The organism is Pyrobaculum islandicum DSM 4184, assembly GCF_000015205.1.
Lineage (GTDB): Archaea > Thermoproteota > Thermoprotei > Thermoproteales > Thermoproteaceae > Pyrobaculum > Pyrobaculum islandicum.
Map to the genome: position 1 here is coordinate 1,469,101 of NC_008701.1, position 22,970 is coordinate 1,492,070.

Sequence of the window (22,970 nt, forward strand, 5' to 3'; positions counted from 1 at the left end):
AAAGTGAGGGTAGTTATAGCGCTGGGGGGCAATGCGTTTAATCAACCTGGCGAGCCTATAAATCAGGAGACTCATTTAAAAAACGTCGATCTAGCGGCAAGAGTAATTGCTAAAGTCGTACAAGAGGGACATCAAGTCGTTATAACACATGGCAATGGCCCGCAGATTGGATATCTTGCCGAATTACAGAGGGGGGATGGGGCGTTTAAACTAGACGTCTTAAACGCGGCGACCCAAGGTATGTTAGGCTACTTTATAGTTTCTGCTCTCGACAGGTATTTAGGCTCTGGGAGGTCTGTAGCTATTGTTACCCGCGTGGAGGTAGATTGCAACGACCCCGCTTTTAAAACTCCGACAAAACCTATAGGGCCTGTGTATTCTGAAGAACAAGCTATTGAGTTAGCGAAGAGATACGGCTGGATATTTAAACAAGACCCAAGGGGAGGGTGGCGGCGGGTTGTGCCATCTCCTACACCACGTAAGATCTTAGAAGTAGATGTGATAAAACAGCTTTTAGAAAGCGGCTATGTCGTAGTTGCAACCGGCGGAGGCGGCATACCTATGTGTAATGGCGTAGGCGTAGAGGGAGTTATAGACAAGGATTTAGCTTCTTCATTACTAGCAATAGAGCTGGGTGCAGATTTCCTCGTCATACTCACAGATGTAGATGGCATTTATATAAACTTCAAAAAGCCTAGCCAGAGGAAGCTTGACGTTGTAAGAGTTGATGAGCTGGAGAAGTATATGTCTGAAGGACATTTTCCGCCGGGCTCTATGGGGCCTAAGGTACAGGCGGTTATAAATTTCGTACGTAAGACTGGCAAAAAAGCTGCTGTTGGCGCATTAGAAAGAGGCTATGAGGTGTTTAAGGGGATTAGCGGCACTCAAGTTGTGCCGTAGAATTCGCTAAACGGCTTCTCAAACTCCTCACGTCTTTGTAAATCTCTAATTTTCACAACGCCTTTTTCAAGCTCCTTTTTCCCTATAATTATCAAATACCTAGTGCCTATCTTTAGTATGTACTCGAAGACTTCTTTTAGGTTCTTCTCGCCGAGTTCTACCACAACACTGTAGCCGGCGGAACGGAGTCTCTTTGCTATAGCAACTGCGTATGGGTACGCGTCGTCGTCAAAGATATATATGTAGTAGTCCAACGGCTTCTCTACGCCTTCAAGTCCCACCGCCTCCATTAGTCTCTCCACGCCTATTGCAAAACCGAGAGCCGGCATTTTAACGCCACTGTAGAGCTCTAAAAGGTCGTCATAACGTCCTCCGCCTCCTACAGCTAGTTTGTACTCTCCAGCAAATGCCTCAAACACCATGCCTGTGTAATAGTCTAACCCTCTGACTATAGACATATCAAATCTAAATTTGTCTAGCGATACGGCAGCTTCTAAATATTTCAATAATTTGTTATAGAAAGACCCCAGGCCGCTGTCTAGTTTAGTTATGACATTAACCGCCTCTTCTATTGACATCTCCTCGGCTATGTCATATATACGCTCTGCCGTATCAAGCGAAACGCCGCCTTCAGCCATTAACTTTATCACCTCTTCTCTTGAGAGTTTAAGCTTCTTATCTAATGCACGGTAAATGACATCTCTATATGCAGAAACTCCTAATCTCTCAAGCAACTTGTCTACAACTCTTCTATCGTTGATTTTAACAATATAACTCCTTGCACCAACTGCGTCAAGAGCTTGTGTAAATACTTGAAGCACTTCAGCGTCCGCTCTAGGGCTCGCCGAACCTATTAGCTCTATCCCAAATTGATAAAACTCTCTATATCTGCCGTGTTGCGGTTCGTCGTAACGAAATACCTTAGTGAAATAGTACCACCTTATTGGTCTGGGAAGGCTGAGGTTATAAGAAATGACACGGGCAATAGGGACCGTCATGTCGAATCTAAGCCCTAGGTCGCGGCCTGCTTTATCTTTGAAGTAGTATATCTCATTCACCACCTCTTGGCCGGCTTTTTTCGCGAGTACTTCAAAATGTTCTACCACAGGTGTTTCAACTCTCCTGTATCCAAAGGCCTCAGCTACTTTAGACAACGTCTCCTCCATATGTCTAAGCGCATAAAACTGCGGCGGAAGCCAGTCTCGCATCCCGCGTGGGGGTCTTCTTAAATAGTCTGGAAGGCCGCTCATAAAACCACCCTCTCTACAACTTCTCGTGATATATAGACTCCATGTTGTTTCACAGTAGATATAATCCTTGGAAATAGCTTGTTAGACATGCCTATATACTCCGGCGGCGTAACACCAGGTTCTAGCTCTTTTATTACGTATTGCATAGCTATTGCAACGCTCCCAGTGGCTATCTGCATAGCTGTCCACCTGTCGCGAGACTTTACCAAGACCTCGTACTGTATCTTCTTGTCGCCTCTAGTTCCAAATACACGCATATATACTACGTCTGGGACGTCGAATTTAAGCTTGGAAAGAACTGTCGCAGTTACTAACCGCGGAGGTGGCTCTCCGCTTTCATCCATGAGGCCTAGGTCGCGGAGTAGGCGTATTTTTTCAACGTGGCCTGGCCACCTAAGCGTTTTTTCATACATTGTTGATACTCTGTCTGCTAGGGTTTTTAGGAGTGTACGAAGTCCGTCGGTATAAAAAGCTTCTAATTCGCCTATTGGTGAATGTATATACTCAACTTCGTTAAGTGGGTCGACGGATGTCACCTCGCCGTTTTTTAAAACTCTGGCTGGTCGTGTGTACTCCTCTACCAGATCGAGCGGGTTCCATGTAACCGAGTAGCCGAGTGGACCCACGGGCTTTTCAGGTATGCCACCTACGTAAATACCTAGTTCGTCTACTCTATCTAACTCGGCCGCGAGTCTCCCAGCCAATATGTTGCTAAGGCCGGGGGCAATTCCGGCGTCTGGTATATATCTCGCGCCACTTTTAACTGCGATTTGATGTAAAGAGAGGGGGTCCTCTGCGTAGTAGGAAATATCTATTGTATCAAGCCCAGCTTCTAGCGCTCTCTTTGACGCCTTATATGCGATACTGCCTGGCAACGCGTTTATCACTAAATCGTAGCCGCCCAGAGGCGTCTCTAACGCATCTTGTTGTAACGCATTTGGACACGCCTTTGCTTTATCAACTACTACAACATCGTGTTTTGTCGAGAGATAGTCATATACGTATCTACCTATATTTCCACAACCTAGAACTAACACTCTCACATTGCTGGAACTGGTTGTTAGTATTTATACTATCACAACTGAGAACTGCCCTTTAGGGCGGGAAGAAGTCATAACCAAAGCCGGCCCCTCTTTACCCCACGTCGAACAGCTTGATGACCCGACGAGAGACTCCGCTATGCAGATCCCGCTCTTCAAAGCGAGGAGGGGGACGTCATAAAGACTGTTAACTCAGAGAGAATGTAGTTAACAGCGTAGCCTGCTATAACGCCTATTAGATAGGCTATGTATACCCAGACGCCAAGTATATTTAACGCTAGCGTCGTTATGTAATTTGTCGCATTTCCAGCCGCCGTGGCCACGTGGTACCTCAGCCAACCTATTAACGCCGGCGTTTTTCTCTCTGCGAAAGTCCAGAGGCGGTTCAATAGATAGTTTGAGGTGAGGGACGTCTCTATGGCCGCGGCGACTGAGAGGTAGGGCGGCAGTGGGGACAAGAGGTAGAGGACTGCCCAAGCCACAAAGACGCCGCTGGCGCCCACCGCGGCGAACTTTAGGGGGCGCCACTTGCTTAACCTAAGTAGTTGTCTTAGATAGTCTAACATGTGTCTAGTGCCTAGCTTCGACCGGCCGCGCGTCCTTAGGCCAAAGATGTAGGGCACCTCCACGACGCACCTCGGCTTGCACTGGACGAGGACATCTAGCAAGATCTTGTAGAGGCCGGTGGGCTTTATCTGAGCTAGACACTCTCTACTGTAGGCAAAAAAGCCAGAAACCGGGTCGCGGACCGCCCTAGCCTCGGGCAGTAGAAGTCTCGCGAGAAAGACGGCGCCTTTAGACACAATACGCCTGTAGAGAGACCAACCCCTGACCCCGCCGCCTTTCACATACCGCGACGCCACCGCCAGACAACCTCTCTCAGCGATCTCCGCCAACTTAGGCACTAGCTCAGGCGGGTGTTGGAGGTCTGCATCCATGACGACTACGACGTCGCCGCTCGCCCACTTGGCCCCCTCCGCCACGGCGCTAGAGAGACCTAGGCGGTTTTTTCTAGTGACGACTTTCACAGGGTACTTCTTTGCCAGACTTTTTGCCACTTCGACAGTTCCATCTAAGCTGTTATCATCAACAATGACAACCTCGTAGTTGCTACCTAACGCTTTATGAAGCCTTTCTACGAGTTCTCTTATATTTTCAGCCTCGTTATATGTCGGTACTATAACAGATATCATATTTTGGCCTATTTTTAAATAGCTATATTTAGTTGATTCCTAAAGGCGTTTTTAAATGTAGTAACCGTAAAGTATTAATATGTTCTGTCCAACTACGCTGTGGATTTTAGACATATTTTTGCAGAAAGAGTTTCCTTTGTATACGGAGCGAGCGGCACTGATAAAACTGTGCTTATTTCTAAAGTGGCTTTTGACTTTGCAAAAGCAGGAAGGAGAGTTGTGTGAGTCACCTTTAACGAGCGGAGGAACACTTTACATGAGATGTGGAAAAGTTTCGGATGGAGAGTTGAAGACGTAGTAGTATATGACTACCCCTATGTGCCACAGTACAAAGAAACTCTCTTTAACCAAGTGATGGACTTAGCGTATAGGGAGAAGGCAGATGTCTTCATTATAGATGATGTCGATGCCGTGGTATTTGATAGAGCTACGGCGGATGCCTAGGCAAAGACGGGACTCTACAGCGTTATAGGTATAGAGAATAAGTACAACCCACTTGCCGATGTTGCAGACGTGATAGTAAAACTCGAAGCCAAATATGTAGATTATGCAACTATTAGGCGTGTAAAGATTCTAAAGGCTAGGGGGCTTGAAGTAGTCAAACCTGTCTACTACATGGTCCTTTCAACTGGCCCAGTTATATTAACCAATGAAGTTACGCCGTCTTCTGAACATAAATACGTCACGCCACCTGGTCTCATCTCGCATTTTGTAAAAGAGGTGCCTCTTGGGGCTCAAATTGCAGTATACGGCCCTCTCCAGAGTCTATCCGCCGCTGTTGTCGACTCTCCAAACGCCATAACATATGTACATAAGCCGTATCAACCGGCTTTCTTCAAGAAAGCCAAACCGCGCCTTGTTTCATTAATGGAACATATGCGCCTAGAACATTACGCTCAGAAAGTGCTGTCTACCTATGTTATAACACTTGACGCAGAAAATATACAAAGGTGGTTCAGATCGTTTAGAGGGCCGGGAGCTGTCTGGGTAGATATCTATACATCAGTGCCTAGGCCCTCTGACTCTGAGTACGACTATATATTTTATGTAGACAGAGAAAAAATACGCGTCGAACATTCGCCAGAACCATTGCCACAGACGGAGCTCCGTTTCCAGTTCTCTTCGGGGTGAACCATATATAAGCTTTACTAATCGAGTTCGTTCCCTTAGCAAACCAGTGATTCACTACATTTTCACGTGGTGAACTTAATTTGACCCTTAAAAGACGGCGCTTTGTCGAAGAACTATGGATATCATAGCTATAGCCCGCGGCCCCACTCGTGGTCTTTACTTCGTCGTATCTGGCCCCCCAAAGTGTGGCCAATTGCCGGTTAAACTAATGGAGTTACCAACAGACATGGAACCCCCCTTCAGGGCTAGACTAGTAAAGAGTAGATATGGGGCGGTTTTGACCAATATAACAAAGATAGACTTTAACGGTTTTCTCTTAGAGAACTATGACCAACTTATCGAGGGCGAAGTCCATGGGAATGTCCTAGAGGGTGTGGTGTGCAATAAGAGAGTTAGAATAAAAATCTTGGATCCTACAGTGTCAGGTCCCGTATTAGCAGTTATACCGACTATAGGGAGGAGAAAGACCTTGCCAAATGTTGCAGTTACACTATTCGCCTATAGATTGCAACTAGTCTAATATCTCGTCTTCTCTAAACCAGAAACGTATCTCTCTTTCAGCCTCGGCTACACTATCTGACGCGTGGACCAAGTTGTAGACGACTCTGTCCTCCTCAGCGGCTAGATCTGGAGAGTCGCACGAGTAATCCCCTCTGATTGTGCCAGGCGGCGCTATGTGTGGAGATGTAGGGCCTACTAATTTTCTCACTACCTCTACCGCTCTGTTCCCCTTTAGTACTAGTATAACTATGGGCCCAGAGGTCATATATTTAACCAAGCTCTCCTTAATCTTCTTGCCGACAAGCACCGGGTCGTCTGTACCGATCTTGCTACGCGGGTCTATTCCAAGCTCTTGGTAGGCCTTTAGGAGTTTACTCCCTGCAGATCTATACCACTCCTCTGAAGAGGGGTAGAATTTCTCTATTTGTTCCGGCGTTGCTTTAATCATCTTCATCGCTACGATCTTTAACCCAGCTTTTTCAAATCGTGAAATAATTTCGCCAACGAGGCCGCGTTGTACAGCATCCGGCTTTAAGATTACTAACGTCCTCTCAATGGGCATAGATCAACCTATTACACAAGCGTATAGACGATAAGCGGCATTATGACGCCAAGCGCTGTAGATATAAAAGCTGTGTAAGTCGACGTGATATTATCTGCCAGGGGGCCTGGCGCCTCTGCCACCATTCTTAAAACTCTCAAATAATACGGAGTTGCCATTGCGCTGTTTAAAACTACCCAAGCTACTAAAAATGCGACAAGCAAAGGCTGTGGATAGGCTATAATTAATAGCACCAGAAACAGTTTAGCCCAAAAGCCAAGTAGCGGGGGCAACCCCAGCAGAGAAAGTATGTTTAATATATTGAGGACGCTCTTCCTCGGGGGGAGTAGATCAGATATGTTTGTCGCTAGATAGCCAAAGACTCCGGCTTTTGCAAAACCAGAACTTAAAGCTTCAATCACTACCACAAGTGCGGCGAGGTCGACGGCTTTTATGGGCACGCCGAATATCTGTATGCCTGTGCTAGGTTCTCCAAGCCACCACACTAGGGCGACTGCGGCTAAGGCGTAAGACATATGAGCTATGGAAGAGTAGGCCATGATACGACCTAGTGTCTTAGCAGTTAGACCGGCTACATTTGCTACAAACATAGATGATAACGCTACTATTAACGCTACAAGACCTATTTCTCTAGTAGCAGAAACCGATTTAAATATCGCAAGTAGAACAAAAAGCGCCGTGACTTTACTAAAAGCGGCTAAAGCCGCAACTCCCCTAGGAGAGCCGAGGGCATAGGCGTCTACAACCCATGCATGGAAGGGCACGATGCCTAGTTCAAACATAAAGCCGAGGACTGTTAGATAGAGTCCCTGAGGCCAACCAGAGGCGGCAAGCATATAGCCTGAGACTATAAGCACCTTGCCCACGCCTGAAAATACCAAATATTTCACAGCGCCTTCTATATTTTCTTTGCTCTTATCCATAGCCAATAGGCCATATACCGCGGCGGTGACTAACGCCAACGCAACTAGCCCATAGACTACAGGCGCCGAGCTGTAGTAGACATAAGCCGCAAGCAACGCGCTTATAACAGAGACAGCCAAGGCGACTCCAAACGATTTTAAACGCCAGTCTAGAGATAGCGCAAGAGCCACAACTGAAATTATTACTCCCACGGGAAACCATAGGTATATAGATAGGACTAGTAAGATAGCCGATACGCCCGCCGTGATATAACGTCCATCTATTCTCAACGCCAGTGGAGATGTGAGAGACACTGCGAGTATTAGGTATGTGAGGAAGTCTATCATAGTACCACCAAGAGGAGTAGTGCTATTAATATTCCCACTATGGTGTAGAAGATGTAAATACTTATGTTGCCTGTCACTAATCTCCTTACACTGTTAGACAGCATTTCGAAAACTCCGGGAATTACAGTGTGATACAACCCGTCGAAAAGCCCCTTGTCAAATACTACATATATAAATTTGGCAAACCAAGTAAATAAAAGCGGAAATACTCCATCGTATAAAATAGGCAGATAAAATCTACGATACGCCACCTCCCACAGCGGCTGTAGTGTCTCAGATTTAAAGCCTGGAAGCAGTACATATAGTATTAGGCCAATCAAGAAGCCTAGCAAGACTGCTATCAAGGCTTCTGTCAATGGGAATTTTACAGCTACGGCGAAGTAACCTCCTAATGCCAAAGTAGCTATAGCTAGCGCCGTGTAGGGCAGCCACATTAAGACAGGCGCTTCGTGAACTTCTTCAGGCTCTCTCCCGTGGAGAAACGTCAGCCCTACCAGACGTAGACCATATATCGGTGTGAGAAACAGCAGGAGGTATAGTGCAGGCGCGAGAATATCTACGTGAGATATATGCACGACTTCAAACACGTTTTCAAGCGCCAGGTCTTTTGTTATATATCCCACAAACGGCGGTATGCCTACCAAGCTTAACATAGAGAGGGCCATGGCTATCGCAGTTATCTTCATGTGGCGCCATAGTTTGCCCACTTCGCCAATGAAGCGTGTGCCCGCTTCGTGTATCACAGCGCCAAATCCCATAAATAGGGAGGCCTTAGACACCGCGTGGCCGGCTATGTGTAAAAAGGCGTAGAAGAGGAGCGTATGTAGAAGCTTCTCTTCGCGTAGGCCTAGCAAGCCTGCGGCGCCTGCCGCCGCGGCGATTATGCCGAGGTTCGCTGCCGTAGAGCCAGCCAGTACAAGTTTAAACTCCATAGAGGTTAGGGCGATTATTGTAGCTGTAAGAGCCGTGATTACGCCAATCGCCGTCACTATCCAGAAGTACAACTCGGAGCCGTGTACTAAGAGGAATATCGGCGTTGTTATTATCAACACGTAGACCCCGGCCTTTACCATAGTCGCTGCGTGGATTAGCGCAGATACGCTAGTGGGCCCCGTCATTGCTGTAAGAAGCCATTCGTGAAATGGAAACTGGGCGCTTTTTGTAAATGGCCCCAGGGCGAAAAATATAAGGGGAACTACGCCCAGAGCCTTTAGACTCTCTGAATGGAGTAAACCTGTAAGCGAAGCGGTGCCTGTAACTACGTAGAAGAGAGCTATCGCCACGAGGAAAAAGGAATCTCCAAAGCGCACAGTTAATATGGCGCGTAGCCCGGCTTTACTCGGCGTCCACCAGTAAGGCACGCCAAATACTCTCTCCTCTCTGCCCACCCATTTATCGTATTCATCGCGATACCAATGCCCTATGAGAGCCCAGGAGGCAAGCCCAACGCCCTCCCAGCCGGCTAGTAGGAACCAGAGGTTCTCTGCATATACCACCACTAACATAGAGGTGGCAAAGAAGCCAAAGAAGAACCAATACCACCCTGGCCTGTAGTCTCCCTCCATGTATTTGACAGAGTAGAGCGAAATGGCGGCTATTAGCCAAGCTACTAAAAGGCCCATGGGTATGCTAAATTCGTCAAGCCTAACCTCTATCTTAGCCCCTATTGATTCAATCCAATCTACACCATATACGCCATGTGGCGCTGTGAAAAAGAGATATGTTGCTAATAACGCAGATACAAAAGTGCCAAATGTCACTACCCAAGATTTGAATTTCTCGGAGTAGCTAAACAGCGATATTATAGAGGCGAGCAACGGCGTAAAAATAGTAAAGAGGATTACTTCCATAACTTCAGCACTTCTATGGTATTATATACGTTGTCTGCTAAAGCGTTTGAAAATGGCGGCAGTAGAAATAATATAGAGAGAAGTGCCACAGCTACTATAGATGTCAACGCGATGTCTACAGGGCCTCTGCCCTCGTATTTATGAGGCCCGAAGAACACTGCGCGGATTGTGTTAAACGCGTAGATGCTTGTAACAAGCAACATAAGCGCGTACGGGATGTAGTATGCGTAACTAAAACTGAAATACTTGGCATAAGACACAGTCAATATAATTTCAGACACCATACCTATTGTCAATATGCCGGCTAGATTGAGAAAACCTACAATAGCGGCCCCTGCGAGCTCAGGCCGCCACCCATATAGGCCCCCCATTTTCTCTATGTCACGTGTATGTAAATACATAATGAAATATCCGGCTGTCATAAAGAGCACCGCTTTGCCCAAGCCATGGCTAAGGTAAAAAAGTGCTGCAGCTGTATAGCCATGTGGATTAAAGAGGGCTACCCCAAGGAGGAGGTATCCCATCTGCGACACTGTGGAGTACGCAAAGAGTCTTTTGATGTCTTTTTGGAGAAACGCCATCAAGCCACCGTATATGGCTGTTGCAAGTGCGTAGTAGATAAGCCATTGCGTCAGCTCTGGGCTCGGCAGTATATACATGCCAACTGCAGCTACTATATAGCCGCCTACGCCGACTAGCACAGGCGATAGGAGTGCTGACAATGGAGTTGGGGCTTCCGCGTGTACATATGGAAGCCACATATGGACGCCGAGGGCAGCCATTTTGACAAGAGACCCTATTAGTATCAACAGAAATGCTACATAATCGGCGCCAAGATGTTTGACATCTACGAGAAGTGGCACGTAGTAGATCCCCCTTAAGTAGAGAAATAGAAAGCCAGCGAGTACTAATAACGCCCCCACATGCGACCATATTAAATACATGATAGTTATTCTAACTCTATCTCCATATCCATAATAAAGAATTTGGAAAAGAGATGCAATAAGTGCGATTTCAATAAAGATGTATATCATAATTAAATTAACTGCGACAAAGGCTCCGGCAAGGCCGCCGAGGAAAAAGCCGTATGTCAAATAGAAAATTGATGTATCTCTCCCCAACTCGTGGCTTCTGTGCTCCATATAGGGTGCCGAATAAAGGGCGACAAATATCCCAACTAGTGCAACTGTAAAAGCGAAAACTCCATTGAATGGAGTAATCTTAAACGCCAATATATCAAAGCCTTGGAATGTGCCCTCTGTGTAAATAACGCCGCTAAACGTGGTGTATCCAGAGATTACTAAAAGCGGTACTAACGCAATGGCAGATATATAGCTTGCCAAATATGTAGATTTCTTTGCTACAATATATGCTACAAGAGATAATGCCATAGGTATGAGTAAAGAGACTAGAATCATCATATTTCCCTCCCGCTTTTCATCGCAGATATATCTGTTTCTCTTGTTAATATGTAATTGCGGTAAATTAAAGCAGCAAGTATTGACGCTTCAGATACAGAGATCATAACTAAAATTAAGACTCCGTAAAATGCCAATATTGAATTCTTTAAGACAATAGGTGTTAAAATGAGGAAAGCGCCTACTGTAGCGAGTTCCAAAGAGATTAAAATTCTCACTAGATTCCTAGTTATAGCTATACTATATAGGCCGAGAAGAATCAAAATAAATCCAACGACAAATGCCGCGTTCATAACTTTTTTGCAACTTCCACACTTACTACAAGCGAAACCGCAGCAACTCCAAGTAGCAAAATTATAATGCTATGTAAATCGCCTAATTGTATAGGAGTTGCTAAAGTCGTATGGGGCGTAAACCAGAGCCAAATTCCTAGAACTGAAGTAACAAGAAATACTATAGATACGACTAGGAGATATTTAACACCCCATCTCTGGACACCGCCGTACATGGCTGCTGTAATTATGACAAGCAACATGACAGCACCGATGTATATCACGAAAATTAAGAAGGCAGAAGCAAATTGTGCTAGATATGCATAATATGCGCCTACTGTTCCAGCAGTAATAGATAGACTAATAGCTGCGTATACGTTATCTCTAGAAAATACAGTGAGTAAGCCGAAAAATAATGTAGTAAATAGGATTAGCAAGTCTAGCATGATACGCGTCCTAATTCCAGTTTTAAAATGTTGTTACTTATACATAAGTTACCTTAACTTCATATACCTATCTAAATATAAGTCACGCTAATTTAACCTTCTTGGGAATTCCGCCGGCGTATTTTATAGCAACTTTTATAGGTTTGTGTAGCTGGTGTATTTTCGGCGGTTCTCTCTCCATTTCTGGTGTGTATAACATCTCTTTTGAGTCATACCACGTCAGTTCTTTTATGTCTGTTGGAAATAATGCTTCTGTTGGACACACGTCGATACAGAAGTGACACATAATACAACGACCGTAGTCTATGCCTGGATAACGCTTACCGTTTGGCGCAACATACATCTTTATGGCATTTGCAGGACATATACGGGCGCACATCATACAAGAGGTACATTTCTCAACTAACAGCCCTATCCACCCCCTTGCCCTCCCGTATTCGAGTTTCTCATATGGATAGTAAATAGTTATACGCTCTGGTTTTACAAAGTTTCTTGCCGCTATAGAAATGGCGTCGATTGTCGCCTTTATAATAGCACTATACGAGAGCTTTCCACTACTCATGGAACCACCCCTAAAATCCTTAGTATTATTGACCATACTACAGCTATAAATCCAAGTATTAGGAGACCTCTCCAACCAAGTATAAGCGTGTGATCAAGCCTAAGTACGGGCATTGCGGCTCTTAGAAATGCGAATAAAAACATCAATATTGTAACTTTTAGAAAGACCCATACTGCTAACACTAGGTGGCCTAACAAATCTTGTGGCCAGGGACCTACGACATAGCTAGGAAGAGCCCATCCGCCAAGGAATAAGAGCGTGGCGAAAAAAGAGAAGGAGAAGGTGGCATAATAGGTTCCGCCTGCAAAAGAAAGAACCAGAAATATGCCGCCGTAGTCGCTATAGGGACCTGTGGCTACGTCTCCTTCATAATCTGCTATTTCAAAGGGGAAGCGGGCCGTGGCCATAGCGGTAGCTATAATAAATACCAAAAACGCTAGTGGATTAAGTATAGCGCCTACAAGCAAAGACTGTTTATTTACTATCTCTATGGGGTTTAACGTCCCATATAAAATTGCCATAGCGAGAAAAGAGAGTATCAGCGGAATTTCATACGCCGTTACTAAAAGCGCCTCGCGTACTGCTCCAATATACGCAAATTTATTATTCACAGACCAGCCTATGATTACAACAGAGATCGATACTAGGAGAAGAATCACCAAAGAAAACACTAAGCCATATGGGAGTAGGTTGACGTCTTTAATCAGTCTTAACTCTGGAGTTAACGGAAGGAGAAGAGATGCGCCAAATGCGAGAGTTATAAAAATGGCAGGTCCCCAGACGAAGAGAATCTTATGCGCCCCTTTGGGTATAATCGGCTCACTTATTATGAATTTAAACGCATCTGCAAGTAGCTGGAGATAGCCGCCGAGCCAAGGCGAGACGTGGTAAGGACCCACACGCATCTGTACCCTCGCCGCAGCCTTACGCTCAAACCAAACTACAGTAAGTAATATAACACTAGATGCAATAAACATAATTATAAAGAACCAAAGACGCTGTGAGAGAAGGAGATTCCAGAGGTCCATAATTATGTTTAAACCTGACATATTAATTCATTACCTGTCTTGCTCCGGCGGAAAGTATCCAAAAGAGCCGTATATTGCTGGAAGATCCATAAGCCGTGCGCCAATAAAAGCCTTTATCATTGGGCGAAGGTTTTGCCAAGATGGTGTAGATATCCTAACTCTATATGGCTTTTCTGTCCCATCGCCAAAGACGTGGAAAAAGTAACGGCCGCGGCCACCCTCTGTTATCCCAACTCCCTCGCCTTGTGGAAGCATTGTAGTAAACAGCGCCCCTAACCTGATATATTCATTTGCTTTTTCTCTTTGTTTCGGCGGTATTCTATGTAAAAGAGACTCTCCTACCAGTGGCCCATCTCTTGGAGTCCTGTCTATGGCTTGTCTTATTATTCTTGCACTTTGTTTTATCTCACAGATTCTTACTAAAGTCCTAGCAAGCGAATCTCCTCCGTCCTCTACGCAAACCTCCCATTCGAATTCGTCATAAAGCCCGTATCTATACGTCTTACGGGCATCCCATTCAATGCCAGAGCCTCTGGCGCCCGGCCCAGTGGCCATGAGCTTTGCCGCATCTTCTTTGCTTAAGTAGCCGACGTCTTTAAGCCTATAGTAGCCGACAGGGTTCTTAATAACAAGTCTAATAAACTCATCTAATTTCTTCTCTAAATAGTTAAGAAAGCCCTTTGTCTGTTCATAAAAGGCGTCTGGAGGAGCTGTTCTCACGCCGCCAGGCAGTACCCAAGTTGGCGTTGTCCTAGAGCCCGTCACCATAGCCCACAGCTGTACCAACAGCTCGCGGAGACCGAAACACCACATAAACCCGGTGGAAGACCCTATCATAATAGAGTGAATACCCAGGTCGTATAGATGTGTTGAGATACGGCTTAACTCCCCCATTATAACCCGGAGATATTGCGCCCTGGGCGATACGTCATATTTAGTCAACTTCTCTATTGCAATTGCATACGCCCACGTTACATTTATTGCATCTGGTAATGAAAGTCTTTCAAATAGGGGGATGTTCTGTATCCAATGTCTTGTCTCGCCCAGCTTCTCCATAGTGCGATGAACATAGCCTGGGTCAGGCGTGACGTTTACAACTATATCTCCGTCAACCTCTACTATAAACCTGGTATGTCCCGAAGAGGGGTGTTGCGGACCCCAGAAAATATCTAAAATGCGGCGGCCGCCTTCTAACTTCTCTTCTTTTAAAATAAGTCCGTACTCCTCTGACTTAATCATTAGGGTTTTGTATTTCTGAAGTATTTATCTATGAATATCCATAGATGTTTCTCCTTATAGTAGCGGTAGCTCTTTACGATCTTATACATTTGATCTCTGAAATCTTGATAAAACCCAGCCCAGCGGCTAGTTGTCGTTCAGTACTAATACTTCCAACAAGAGAGACAACCTAGAGAAACGTAGAAAAAGCTACCAGGGTTGGACTTAGGCCTTAAATATAGTGACAAAGCGGGGACATTGACGACAGCTTTAGAGGATATTGAGACGGATCTATATGTGTTTATACTTGGCGGCTTTGATTGGATAGTGTGGAAGCAAACTAGATTTATGTATGGTGGGGCTATGTCTATACCTGCTGAGAAAAGGAAAGAGGCCACAGAGGCCTCAAGAGTTGTCCAGTTGATGATATGGCTATTACCGCAGTGGCAGACGATGTCAAAGTTTTACCCCATCTGGCGTCTGTGGAACCGGCGGGGATGCTTGGGAATTCTTTATCAGATAGGCGACAGCGGCTAAGATAGGCAACATAAAACTATGGGCTGTGGAGTTGTTCTACTAAGGGCTTTGGACTGCCGCAGCTTTGCTTTTTCCGCCACTCTTTCTGTTACACGCTGTGAGAACCGCAGTAAGATCGCAAAGGGCCCTGGGCAAGGTGGAGTGGGGTCAAGTTCTGTTATCGCCTATAGAGAGACCTCTATTTAATATTTTTAGCATCTTTATTTAAAAATGCTTTAAATGGCAAGAACAAGTGATATGTGGATGCCGGAAATAGCCTAGTCTACACAATCGAGTTATCATCTTTATATTGGCAATTCGGGGCGTCTATGTGACTTTGGAAAAAAAGATGTTAAAGCCGGAGGAGGGCGTTAAGATACTTCTAGAACATCTAGGGGAGGATGTCACAAGGCCGGGCGTTGTCGAGACGCCTAAGAGGTTTGTAAAAGCGTTATGGGAACTGACTAGAGGCTTAAGGGAGCCGCCTCCTGAGGTCGTGTTTTTTCCAATGGAATACGATGCAGAGCCGGGGCCTGTTGTGATTGAAAACATAAGCGCAGTCTCTCTCTGCGAACATCATCTGCTTCCCATATTCCTCAGCGTCTCAGTCGCCTATGTTCCCGGAGATGGCGTGCCAGGGCTTAGCAAGGTGATTAGGTTAGTCAAGTGGGCTGCCGCGAGACCTATAATGCAAGAGAGGTTCACCCAGTGGCTTGCCGATCTGTTAATGGAAAAACTCAAAGCAAGAGCGGTCGCGGTGAGGGTATGTGGCGTGCATATGTGTTCGTTTATCAGAGGAGTTCGCGACGAACATCACAACATGGTTACTGTAGCAAAGAGGGGGGATATCGATGTGAAACTAAGATGTAGAAGGCCGCCGCTGTGTAAATGAAAATAGTTGTCACAGGAGCGAGCGGAGGCATAGGAGACGCCCTTGTCAAGCTAGCCAAACGCCGTGGTGATTACGTAGTTGGCATTTCTAGAGGCAACTCTGAGGCTAATGTGCACTATAGTTGCGACGTGCTCAACATCGCTTGTCTAGAGAAGGCAGCTGCCGATGTGAGAGAGGTAGACGGCGTGGCTGTTGTACACGGCCATGGAGAGGCTTCTTTATGGACAAAAGGAGTGAAGGTGCTGACTGGCGAGGATTTTCTCGAGGTTTTTAGAGTTGATGTTGTTGGTAGCTTCAACGTCGTTAAGGCTTTTCTCCCAGCACTTAAGCCCACAGCGTCTATAGTATTGGTGTCGTCGACTCCGGGACTCCTCGGCGATAGATATGGTATTCCATATGCAGTAGCCAAAGGAGCTGTCATAGCGCTTGCTAGAAGCCTTGCAAAGACTCTAGCGCCAATTAGGGTAAACGCCGTGGCCTTCGGCCCCATTGAGACTAAGTGGACAAGTTGAGTTACATCAGAGGAATTTGAAAAGTTCAAGTTAAGGACTTTACTAAAGAGACTGGGACGCCCAGAGGAGGCGGCTGAGGCGATCTATTGGCTACTATCGCCGGCCTCTAGCTATGTGACTGGCCACGTCCTTGTGGTAGACGGCGGCGAGTCTCTTTAAGTACGACTAGGAGGGCAATTACTACCATAAGGAAGACTACGCCAATGAACATGTACAGTGTCGGAGTCTTCTCCTGCTGCGTCTGCGGCTTTGTTAGGCCTATGGTAAGATGGGCTATTTCTCCGGGCCTCAGTGTTATGGCATATGTGACGTTTCTGCCGCCTACCTCTGTATATATTTTATAAGTGCCTGGGGGTAGTTCCGCCCGTCGCGGCATTTGTGCCACCAGCGTATAGTTTCCCACTATATATACTCTATCAACAGCCTGTTGATAATTAAAGAGTATGTAGGCGTTTTCAACGACTATTATATAAGTCTCGGAGGGGTGAGACGCCACTAAGGTGACGTTTTTCTTTGTAAAGCCAGCGTCTACAGCCACGCTGTATACTACATGCGGCAAAACCCACAGCTCTGCCTGGCCTTTAAAAGCCCGGCCGGCGATATATATCGTCCAGTCTGTTCTCAATACGCCAAACGAATCTATAGCGCGTACTACTAGTCTAGTGGCGTTTATTGTAATTATACGGCCGCAGTAGTCTCCCGGGTGGAACTTAGCCTTATACGCCGTCCCGTTCGGCAGTATAACCTGAGTCTCCACTACGCCTAGGTATGTCGCCCCCTTTGTTAGAAAAACTGTAACATTAACTATGCCCGAGGTCAAGGTGCGGTTTCCCTGATATATTAAAATACGAGTTGCCGGAGGTTTTGCAGAAATTCTACAACGTGCGACTAAACCAATAGATTCTAGATCTATGCTTAAATCCCATACGGTTCTCTTGACTATAGATGCGTTTGGCAATTCTACACCACCTATATCCGTTATATATACTTCTACTGGATAGTTTATATTTCCCACGGGCAAAGGATGTGTTAATTTATTTTCGGCATATGGAATTTTTATATCTGCATATGTCCCATTTCTAAGCTTAGCCATTTTTATGACTATAAAGCCGCTTGTGTTTATCGGCAATATGTCTAAGTAGTGTATATATCTAATAGTTACAAGGTCGTAACCAGTGGCGTAGGTCTTCCAGACAAGTAAGTCTCCTATGTAGATCTCAATAGGTAGTCCCTGCGGCACCTTTGCTACACCTGAGGAATTTGTCAAAGTGCAATAATCTAGGTAACACACTGTGGCATTTACTACGGGGAACCCTAGACTATCTCGTATTTCTACTATAGCTCCTAGAGCTAGTATAGAAGCTAATAAAACAAATAGACTTTCTGTAAATACAAAGATGAGAACTCGAAAGTTAGCAACGTAAAGTATAGAGCTTGCGTGCACTGAACAAAAGTTTCTTGGAGGTTAAAAACTTGATCTAGAGACGATGTACATCTCTGTGAATTGTCTGCCAAAAGATCTATGTTCAAACTGCCTACTCCGATATATGTATTTATTCACTTTAGCTTTTATCGCCATAATGGTTAAAGAAAGGTTTTTATATATACAGAGATCTAGGTCATGCCGTTTTACACTTCACAATTTGCATCACTAGTCTTAACTAAAAAAATACAGGATGTCTATGCTTTCAATTTAGCGATACATTTAAATATCTCTAATTTGCTCAGTTACTATGACTGAGGAGGTGAAATTAACAGATAGACAGTATCAGTTACTAAATCACTTGCTTCAGAGGGCGCAACCAATGAGGGTTTATACAGTATATGGCGACCAAGATGAGATAGCTAGAGAACTTGGCATGACGCGGCAAGCCCTGGCAATACATCTAAAACGGCTTAAAGAACTTGGACTTGTGCGAACTGGTAGAGAGTTTGTAGATATCACTGAGAAGGCGGTTAAGTTGCTCAAAGGTCAGTCTAATGACGTAATTATACTTGTAAAAATAGAGCCAAAATATAGAGAGAAGGTATATGATGCCGCAAAGAAGCTTCCGATAGAAAAGGCTATGAGACTTGCGGGCGATTACGACTTGGCAATCATCACGCAGGAGACTGTGTTAGACAAAGTGCTAGATTCTATAAACAATATGGAGGGTGTAAAAGAGACTAAGACATTAATATCTATAGGCGCAATCAAGGAGTAGTTTCAAAACTTTTTTTAAAAATACTCTGTCGGTGCGTTAAGTATTGTAAAGAACGTAGGCGTGACATATTTCAACTCTTTCAACTTCATAACTTCCTGTGGAAGAGCTATGTCACGTGCTATGGCTTTGCCATCCTCTGTTAAGATGTATCTGTCGCCGTCTCTCATGACGTAGCCTCGCTTCTCCATAGCCGCTACTATTTGCCATACAGACGCCAATAACTCCGGAGTGGTATCTCCAAGAGTCTTCAAGATGCCAGCAACGATAGGTATTAAACTCTCTACTTCAACTCTGTCTGTTAGAATAGCGATTTCGGCAGGTAAAACGCCTCTCTCTACATAATCTCTAAGAGTAGACAAATTATAATCTCCGCGATCTATGTCGTAAAGCGCTAGTGTAAGAATGAGAGTGACATCTCCATAGTTTAGATATCTGGCTATATCATAATTATATAGCTTCATAAATGCTATTTCACAAAACTTTCTATCTTTTTTACTACACCACTTGTTTGCCATGGCCTTTGCATAGAGCTCTTTTAACGGAGGGAGTTTTTTATAATTCCTAACGCCTAGCATATAGAGTAGCCATGCGATTTGGTACGCCATCTTGGTCTTTAACTCGGTAGCAAACATAACCCCAGCTTAAGCAACGCTATATCCTTGAATTAAAGTTTTACGGTTTTAACGCAACGGTTCCCAACAGTGGTTTGACTTTGCAAACAGCAAGCCTCGCCCTTCAGGGCGGGGATGGATTTAAGCTTATCTATATTTTTTCATGGCTGAGCTAGTGAAGACAGCGGAAGAGAGGAGAGGGAGGGGCGGGCGCCGTGCGGGGGGCAAATCCAAGCGTGGGATGGCCCTGGCGGGGGGACGCCCCGCCCAGATGCCTCCCGTGCGGGCTGTCCGCCTGAGGCTCCTCCCCACGACTGCGCAGGAGAGGAAGCTACACAGGTTGGCAGACGCCGCGGCTAAGGCCTGGAACGAAGTGAACTACCTGAGGAGACGGCAGTTCTTCGCGAAGCAGGGCGTAGACCTAAGGGGCACGTATAACGAAATATACAACAAGTACAACCGTCTCCTCGCGCCCGCCGCCCTCCAGCAGATCCTCAACAAGAACGACGAGGCTTGGCGGAGTTTCTTCGCCCTCCTGGCCAAGCTGAAGGCCGGGGAGCTGCCGCCGCACATGAAGAAGGTCTCTCCTCCCGGCTACTGGAAGGACCGCCTGTTCGGCAAGAGGGTGAAACGCCTTATCGTCAGGAGCGACCGGTACTACGTGGAGCCTATCAACGACGGAGAAGGGTACATAGCCCTTAAGGACTTCGGCATGAGGATACGCCGGGGTGATAAAGTGGTCTAGAAGGCAGGGCCGCCTAGAGGTCATATACAAGCGGGGAGGTGGTTCGCATACCTCACCATAGAGGTCGGCGTCTGGTCGCCCGCCAGCAACCCCAGGGGGTATACGACCACACCTAGATAAAGCGGCTAAATCCACGAGAACGGCGGAGTCCACCGCGGCCTCTGCAAGAAGTTCAACATCGTGCTAAACGCCGACGTAAACGCCGCGAGAAACATAGCCGCGAAGCTCGGCCACAAGACGCCAACGCCGAGGAGGATAGAAGCCTACTATCCCACGTCGAACGGATTAACCCCGGAGAGGGGAAACGGCCGAGACCCCCACAGTGGAAACCCCGCCTAAGGGGAGGGGGTCATAAACCACTGGGCAAATATTTTTAACATGGAATGTCGCAACCCCTACAATGAAGTATCTTATTGGTAGAGATTTTGCATTTCCAGAGTATATGCCAAGATTTCCGCCATTTTACGAGTTTGATATTCTTAAAATGTACCTCAATATTACAATAAATATTGAACAAAGAGCTGTAGAGGGCTTAGTTAAATATAGAGTAAAGGCGAAAAAAGATTCTGCAAAGGTTTTACTAGATGCTGTTGAAATCGATTTACTAGACGTAAGCCACGAATTTTATTACGACGGAGAAAAGATAGAGATCAGGCCGCAGTGGAAAGCCGGCGAGGTTGTTGAAGTAGCGGTAAAATACAGAGCTAGGCCTCGGGCTGGGATGTACTTCGTCACCCCCCATGGCCAAAGGAGAAGCGTCTACGTGTGGACCCAGGGGGAGAGCGAGTACAACCGCTACTGGGTTCCGCTACCGGATTCCCCCAACATAAAGTTCCCGTGGACTGTGGCGGTGACGGTGCCTAAGCCCCTCGTCGCGGGAAGCAATGGGCTGTTGGTGGAGATCAAGGAGGGGGAGGACAGCCGGACCTACGTCTGGGAGATGAGACACCCCATGTCTCCATATCTCTTGGCCATAGCCGCCGGCGACTTCGAGATATATAGCGAGAAGTGCGGCGAGGTTTTGCTGGAGTACTACATCCCGAGGTACATAGGCGGCGAGTGGCGCTATAGCTTCTACAACACTTGTGACATAATGCGGTTCTTTTCGGAATATCTCGGCGTTCCCTACCCCTACGAGCGATATGCCCAGGTAGTGGTGCCAGAGTTCATATACGGAGGGATGGAAAACACGACATTTACCATACTTACGGACTGGACTATACACGACAAACACGCCCACTGTCCCTACGGCGAGTTCCCCTGCCCCGGCCAGGAGGACTTCTCCTCCGATCCGCTGGTTGCCCACGAGATGGCTCACATGTGGTTTGGCGATTTAGTCACGGCAAAAGACTGGGGGCACATAGCGATAAACGAGTCCTTCGCGACCTTCATAGAGGCGTTGTGGACCGAGAGGTCCAAGGGCCGGGAGGAGTACCTCTACGAGATTTATACAAACTTCAAGACGTATCTGGGCGAGTACTCCCGCCGCTATTCGAGGCCTATTGTTACCAACGTCTATAAGATCCCTGACGAGGTCTTCGATAGACATGCCTACGAGAAGGGGTCTGTCGTCCTCCACATGCTGAGGAGTCTCCTCGGCGACGACGTCTTTAGGAGGGGGCTGAAGGTATTTCTGGAACGGAATAGGTATAGGGCTGTGGATATAGAGGATCTCCGGAAGGCTCTAGAGGAGGCGGCGGGGAGAGATCTGGAGTGGTTCTGGAGGCAGTTTTTCTACTCGGCTGGTCACCCCGTGTTAAAAATCTCGTGGAACTATTCAGACGGCGTTATAAAACTACAAATTAAACAAACGCAAGGCGAGGACAGCTACCCGGTTTACACTCTCCCCCTCGAGATTAAGATAGTGTATGAAGACGGAAAGAGAGAAACTAGAGAAATTATGCTGGATGAAAAAGAGGCAACTTTACACATATCTGGAGGCAAGCCAAGGTATATATGTATAGACCCCGCTTTTAAAGTAATGAAAGCGCTAGATCTTCAGTATCCTCTGGAGTCTGCAATTGCTATGCTTGACGACGAAGATTTCTACTGCCGTATCCAGGCTGTAGAGGTACTTAAGAAAAATGGGAGTGTAAAAGCTGTTGATGCCTTAGCCAGGGCGTTACAAGATAAATTCTGGGGCGTGGCTACAGAAGCCGCCAAGGCCCTTGGGGAAATTGGAACAGCTTATGCAGTTACTAAACTAATAGAGAGTTATCACATAGTTTCTCATCCAAGAGTTAGACGAGCTATAGTCGAAGCCCTAGGCTCCTCAAGACGGAAAGAAGCAGCAGAATTTCTAGACAAAATACTGCATAACCAAAACGAAAGTTATTATGTGAGAGCAGAGGCGGCGAGAGCACTCGGCAAGATTAAGTGGGAGTTTGCCGAGCATAGTTTAAAAAGAGCCTTGGAATATACAAGCCACCTAGACGTGATTAAGAGGGGAGCTTTGGAAGGGCTTGCAGAGCTAGGGACAGACGATGCTTTAAAAATAGTATTGCGTCATACTGAACTAGACATGCCCACTTATGTTAGAGTAACTGCTGTACAATCTCTAGCTAAGTTTGGCCCACGTAGAGAAGTCCTAGAAACCATCAGAGCCGCTCTCCGCGATGAAAACTTTAGAGTTAGATATGCAGCAGTAACGGCAGCACTTGAGTTATTAGATCAGCGTCTCATACCGGATTTACAGGAGCGCATGGAAAGAGATGTAGACGGTAGAATTAGACGTGTGGCTAGGGAGGTTATTGAGAAAATCAAGAGGGCTATGGAGAGGGGGGCTGAGTACCAGAAGTTGAGAGAAGAGGTAGAAAAACTACGTGACGAATATAGAAAACTACTTGACCGAATAGGCAAACATTGATCC

25 protein-coding genes and 1 pseudogene are annotated in these 22,970 nt (G+C 46.1%); 12 read left to right on the plus strand and 14 right to left on the minus strand.

All coding sequences use genetic code 11. The annotated features are described in order from the left end of the window. Window positions 1-3: 3 nt before the first annotated feature. On the plus strand, window positions 4-900 hold the full coding sequence (locus tag PISL_RS08325; protein WP_011763348.1) for a carbamate kinase: 897 nt from the start codon (window positions 4-6) through the stop codon (window positions 898-900). Here PISL_RS08325 and hisS read toward each other — a convergent pair. The 3 genes from hisS to PISL_RS08340 form a co-directional block, all read right to left on the minus strand. Continuing rightward, window positions 885-2,150, minus strand: coding sequence for a histidine--tRNA ligase (gene hisS, locus PISL_RS08330; RefSeq protein WP_011763349.1), 1,266 nt, complete (start codon window positions 2,148-2,150; stop codon window positions 885-887). The two genes, PISL_RS08325 and hisS, sit on opposite strands and share 16 nt — an antisense overlap. Then, window positions 2,147-3,193, minus strand: coding sequence for a saccharopine dehydrogenase family protein (locus tag PISL_RS08335; RefSeq protein ID WP_011763350.1), 1,047 nt, complete (start codon window positions 3,191-3,193; stop codon window positions 2,147-2,149). The genes hisS and PISL_RS08335 overlap by 4 nt, the downstream gene beginning before the upstream one ends. A 152-nt stretch (window positions 3,194-3,345) precedes the next feature. Beyond that, window positions 3,346-4,383: a glycosyltransferase gene (locus PISL_RS08340; protein ID WP_011763351.1), complete on the minus strand. Its 1,038-nt coding sequence runs from the start codon at window positions 4,381-4,383 to the stop codon at window positions 3,346-3,348. A gap of 99 nt (window positions 4,384-4,482) precedes the next feature. Here PISL_RS08340 and PISL_RS11580 point away from each other — a divergent pair, with 99 nt between their 5' ends. The 4 genes from PISL_RS11580 (at window position 4,483) to PISL_RS08350 (ending at window position 6,034) form a co-directional block, all read left to right on the plus strand. Then, complete coding sequence (locus tag PISL_RS11580) at window positions 4,483-4,608, plus strand: hypothetical protein (protein ID WP_280531762.1); 126 nt, start codon at window positions 4,483-4,485, stop codon at window positions 4,606-4,608. Window positions 4,609-4,644: 36 nt separating this feature from the next. After that, on the plus strand, window positions 4,645-4,827 hold the full coding sequence (locus tag PISL_RS11405; protein WP_245218372.1) for a hypothetical protein: 183 nt from the start codon (window positions 4,645-4,647) through the stop codon (window positions 4,825-4,827). A 69-nt stretch (window positions 4,828-4,896) separates the two neighbouring features. Next, on the plus strand, window positions 4,897-5,514 hold the full coding sequence (locus tag PISL_RS11410) for a hypothetical protein (protein ID WP_245218373.1): 618 nt from the start codon (window positions 4,897-4,899) through the stop codon (window positions 5,512-5,514). Window positions 5,515-5,629: 115 nt separating this feature from the next. Further along, a complete protein-coding gene (locus PISL_RS08350; RefSeq protein WP_011763352.1) occupies window positions 5,630-6,034 on the plus strand; it encodes a hypothetical protein in 405 nt (134 codons plus the stop codon). Here the strand turns inward: PISL_RS08350 and PISL_RS08355 are convergent. From PISL_RS08355 to PISL_RS08395, 9 genes are all read right to left on the minus strand, one after another. Further along, window positions 6,026-6,577: a nucleoside-diphosphate kinase gene (locus PISL_RS08355; protein ID WP_011763353.1), complete on the minus strand. Its 552-nt coding sequence runs from the start codon at window positions 6,575-6,577 to the stop codon at window positions 6,026-6,028. The two genes, PISL_RS08350 and PISL_RS08355, sit on opposite strands and share 9 nt — an antisense overlap. An 11-nt stretch (window positions 6,578-6,588) precedes the next feature. Continuing rightward, window positions 6,589-7,827, minus strand: coding sequence for a proton-conducting transporter transmembrane domain-containing protein (locus PISL_RS08360; protein ID WP_011763354.1), 1,239 nt, complete (start codon window positions 7,825-7,827; stop codon window positions 6,589-6,591). Further along, entirely contained in the window at window positions 7,824-9,677 is a 1,854-nt protein-coding gene (locus PISL_RS08365) for an NADH-quinone oxidoreductase subunit 5 family protein (RefSeq protein ID WP_011763355.1), read from the minus strand. The genes PISL_RS08360 and PISL_RS08365 overlap by 4 nt, the downstream gene beginning before the upstream one ends. Then, window positions 9,668-11,098, minus strand: coding sequence for a complex I subunit 5 family protein (locus tag PISL_RS08370; protein ID WP_011763356.1), 1,431 nt, complete (start codon window positions 11,096-11,098; stop codon window positions 9,668-9,670). Before PISL_RS08370 ends, PISL_RS08365 begins: the two co-directional genes overlap by 10 nt. Then, window positions 11,095-11,388 (minus strand): NADH-quinone oxidoreductase subunit K, encoded by a 294-nt coding sequence (locus tag PISL_RS08375; protein WP_011763357.1) that lies wholly within the window; start codon window positions 11,386-11,388, stop codon window positions 11,095-11,097. The genes PISL_RS08370 and PISL_RS08375 overlap by 4 nt, the downstream gene beginning before the upstream one ends. After that, complete coding sequence (locus PISL_RS08380; protein ID WP_011763358.1) at window positions 11,385-11,813, minus strand: hypothetical protein; 429 nt, start codon at window positions 11,811-11,813, stop codon at window positions 11,385-11,387. The genes PISL_RS08375 and PISL_RS08380 overlap by 4 nt, the downstream gene beginning before the upstream one ends. A gap of 82 nt (window positions 11,814-11,895) precedes the next feature. Further along, the gene (nuoI, locus tag PISL_RS08385) at window positions 11,896-12,375 is read right to left on the minus strand and encodes an NADH-quinone oxidoreductase subunit NuoI (RefSeq protein WP_011763359.1); all 480 of its coding nucleotides are present in this window, start codon (window positions 12,373-12,375) and stop codon (window positions 11,896-11,898) included. After that, window positions 12,372-13,403 (minus strand): NADH-quinone oxidoreductase subunit NuoH, encoded by a 1,032-nt coding sequence (nuoH, locus tag PISL_RS08390; RefSeq protein WP_053240465.1) that lies wholly within the window; start codon window positions 13,401-13,403, stop codon window positions 12,372-12,374. The genes nuoI and nuoH overlap by 4 nt, the downstream gene beginning before the upstream one ends. A gap of 30 nt (window positions 13,404-13,433) precedes the next feature. Then, complete coding sequence (locus PISL_RS08395; protein WP_011763361.1) at window positions 13,434-14,642, minus strand: NADH-quinone oxidoreductase subunit D; 1,209 nt, start codon at window positions 14,640-14,642, stop codon at window positions 13,434-13,436. Between the two features lie 237 nt (window positions 14,643-14,879). Between PISL_RS08395 and PISL_RS11045 the strand changes: the two genes are divergently transcribed. From PISL_RS11045 to PISL_RS08410, 3 genes and pseudogenes are all read left to right on the plus strand, one after another. After that, window positions 14,880-15,158 (plus strand): hypothetical protein, encoded by a 279-nt coding sequence (locus tag PISL_RS11045; protein ID WP_167827679.1) that lies wholly within the window; start codon window positions 14,880-14,882, stop codon window positions 15,156-15,158. 328 nt (window positions 15,159-15,486) lie between these two features. Next, window positions 15,487-16,029: a GTP cyclohydrolase I gene (gene folE, locus PISL_RS08405; protein WP_053240567.1), complete on the plus strand. Its 543-nt coding sequence runs from the start codon at window positions 15,487-15,489 to the stop codon at window positions 16,027-16,029. After that, window positions 16,026-16,700 (plus strand): annotated as a pseudogene (locus PISL_RS08410) (SDR family NAD(P)-dependent oxidoreductase). The gene folE and the pseudogene PISL_RS08410 overlap by 4 nt, the downstream one beginning before the upstream one ends. Here the strand turns inward: PISL_RS08410 and PISL_RS08415 are convergent. After that, on the minus strand, window positions 16,648-17,985 hold the full coding sequence (locus PISL_RS08415; RefSeq protein ID WP_011763365.1) for a hypothetical protein: 1,338 nt from the start codon (window positions 17,983-17,985) through the stop codon (window positions 16,648-16,650). The pseudogene PISL_RS08410 and the gene PISL_RS08415 sit on opposite strands and share 53 nt — an antisense overlap. Window positions 17,986-18,274: 289 nt before the next feature. On the opposite strand from PISL_RS08415, the gene PISL_RS08420 reads away from it, so the two are divergent. Further along, window positions 18,275-18,745: an Lrp/AsnC family transcriptional regulator gene (locus tag PISL_RS08420; RefSeq protein WP_011763366.1), complete on the plus strand. Its 471-nt coding sequence runs from the start codon at window positions 18,275-18,277 to the stop codon at window positions 18,743-18,745. A 14-nt stretch (window positions 18,746-18,759) separates the two neighbouring features. Here the strand turns inward: PISL_RS08420 and PISL_RS08425 are convergent, their stop codons facing one another. Further along, window positions 18,760-19,377 (minus strand): helix-turn-helix domain-containing protein, encoded by a 618-nt coding sequence (locus tag PISL_RS08425; RefSeq protein ID WP_011763367.1) that lies wholly within the window; start codon window positions 19,375-19,377, stop codon window positions 18,760-18,762. Window positions 19,378-19,519: 142 nt separating this feature from the next. Between PISL_RS08425 and PISL_RS11415 the strand changes: the two genes are divergently transcribed. The 3 genes from PISL_RS11415 (at window position 19,520) to PISL_RS08435 (ending at window position 22,967) form a co-directional block, all read left to right on the plus strand. Further along, window positions 19,520-20,101, plus strand: coding sequence for a helix-turn-helix domain-containing protein (locus PISL_RS11415; protein ID WP_053240466.1), 582 nt, complete (start codon window positions 19,520-19,522; stop codon window positions 20,099-20,101). Window positions 20,102-20,281: 180 nt separating this feature from the next. After that, window positions 20,282-20,440 carry a hypothetical protein gene (locus PISL_RS11420; protein ID WP_245218374.1) on the plus strand — a complete coding sequence of 53 codons (159 nt, stop codon included), beginning with the start codon at window positions 20,282-20,284 and terminating at the stop codon, window positions 20,438-20,440. A 61-nt stretch (window positions 20,441-20,501) separates the two neighbouring features. Beyond that, window positions 20,502-22,967: a M1 family metallopeptidase gene (locus tag PISL_RS08435; protein WP_011763369.1), complete on the plus strand. Its 2,466-nt coding sequence runs from the start codon at window positions 20,502-20,504 to the stop codon at window positions 22,965-22,967. The last annotated feature ends 3 nt before the right edge of the window (window positions 22,968-22,970 follow it).

Bases quoted from the DNA above. Each gene is read 5' to 3' on its own strand.
- hisS (WP_011763349.1), bottom strand. From the start codon at position 2,150: ATGAGCGGCCTTCCAGACTATTTAAGAAGACCCCCACGCGGGATGCGA.
- PISL_RS08340 (WP_011763351.1), bottom strand. From the start codon at position 4,383: ATGATATCTGTTATAGTACCGACATATAACGAGGCTGAAAATATAAGA.
- PISL_RS11405 (WP_245218372.1), top strand. From the start codon at position 4,645: ATGTGGAAAAGTTTCGGATGGAGAGTTGAAGACGTAGTAGTATATGAC.
- PISL_RS08350 (WP_011763352.1), top strand. From the start codon at position 5,630: ATGGATATCATAGCTATAGCCCGCGGCCCCACTCGTGGTCTTTACTTC.
- PISL_RS08355 (WP_011763353.1), bottom strand. From the start codon at position 6,577: ATGCCCATTGAGAGGACGTTAGTAATCTTAAAGCCGGATGCTGTACAA.
- PISL_RS08360 (WP_011763354.1), bottom strand. From the start codon at position 7,827: ATGATAGACTTCCTCACATACCTAATACTCGCAGTGTCTCTCACATCT.
- PISL_RS08365 (WP_011763355.1), bottom strand. From the start codon at position 9,677: ATGGAAGTAATCCTCTTTACTATTTTTACGCCGTTGCTCGCCTCTATA.
- PISL_RS08370 (WP_011763356.1), bottom strand. From the start codon at position 11,098: ATGATGATTCTAGTCTCTTTACTCATACCTATGGCATTATCTCTTGTA.
- PISL_RS08375 (WP_011763357.1), bottom strand. From the start codon at position 11,388: ATGAACGCGGCATTTGTCGTTGGATTTATTTTGATTCTTCTCGGCCTA.
- PISL_RS08380 (WP_011763358.1), bottom strand. From the start codon at position 11,813: ATGCTAGACTTGCTAATCCTATTTACTACATTATTTTTCGGCTTACTC.
- nuoI (WP_011763359.1), bottom strand. From the start codon at position 12,375: ATGAGTAGTGGAAAGCTCTCGTATAGTGCTATTATAAAGGCGACAATC.
- nuoH (WP_053240465.1), bottom strand. From the start codon at position 13,403: ATGGACCTCTGGAATCTCCTTCTCTCACAGCGTCTTTGGTTCTTTATA.
- PISL_RS08395 (WP_011763361.1), bottom strand. From the start codon at position 14,642: ATGATTAAGTCAGAGGAGTACGGACTTATTTTAAAAGAAGAGAAGTTA.
- folE (WP_053240567.1), top strand. From the start codon at position 15,487: ATGTTAAAGCCGGAGGAGGGCGTTAAGATACTTCTAGAACATCTAGGG.
- PISL_RS08420 (WP_011763366.1), top strand. From the start codon at position 18,275: ATGACTGAGGAGGTGAAATTAACAGATAGACAGTATCAGTTACTAAAT.
- PISL_RS08425 (WP_011763367.1), bottom strand. From the start codon at position 19,377: ATGTTTGCTACCGAGTTAAAGACCAAGATGGCGTACCAAATCGCATGG.
- PISL_RS11415 (WP_053240466.1), top strand. From the start codon at position 19,520: ATGGCTGAGCTAGTGAAGACAGCGGAAGAGAGGAGAGGGAGGGGCGGG.
- PISL_RS08435 (WP_011763369.1), top strand. From the start codon at position 20,502: ATGAAGTATCTTATTGGTAGAGATTTTGCATTTCCAGAGTATATGCCA.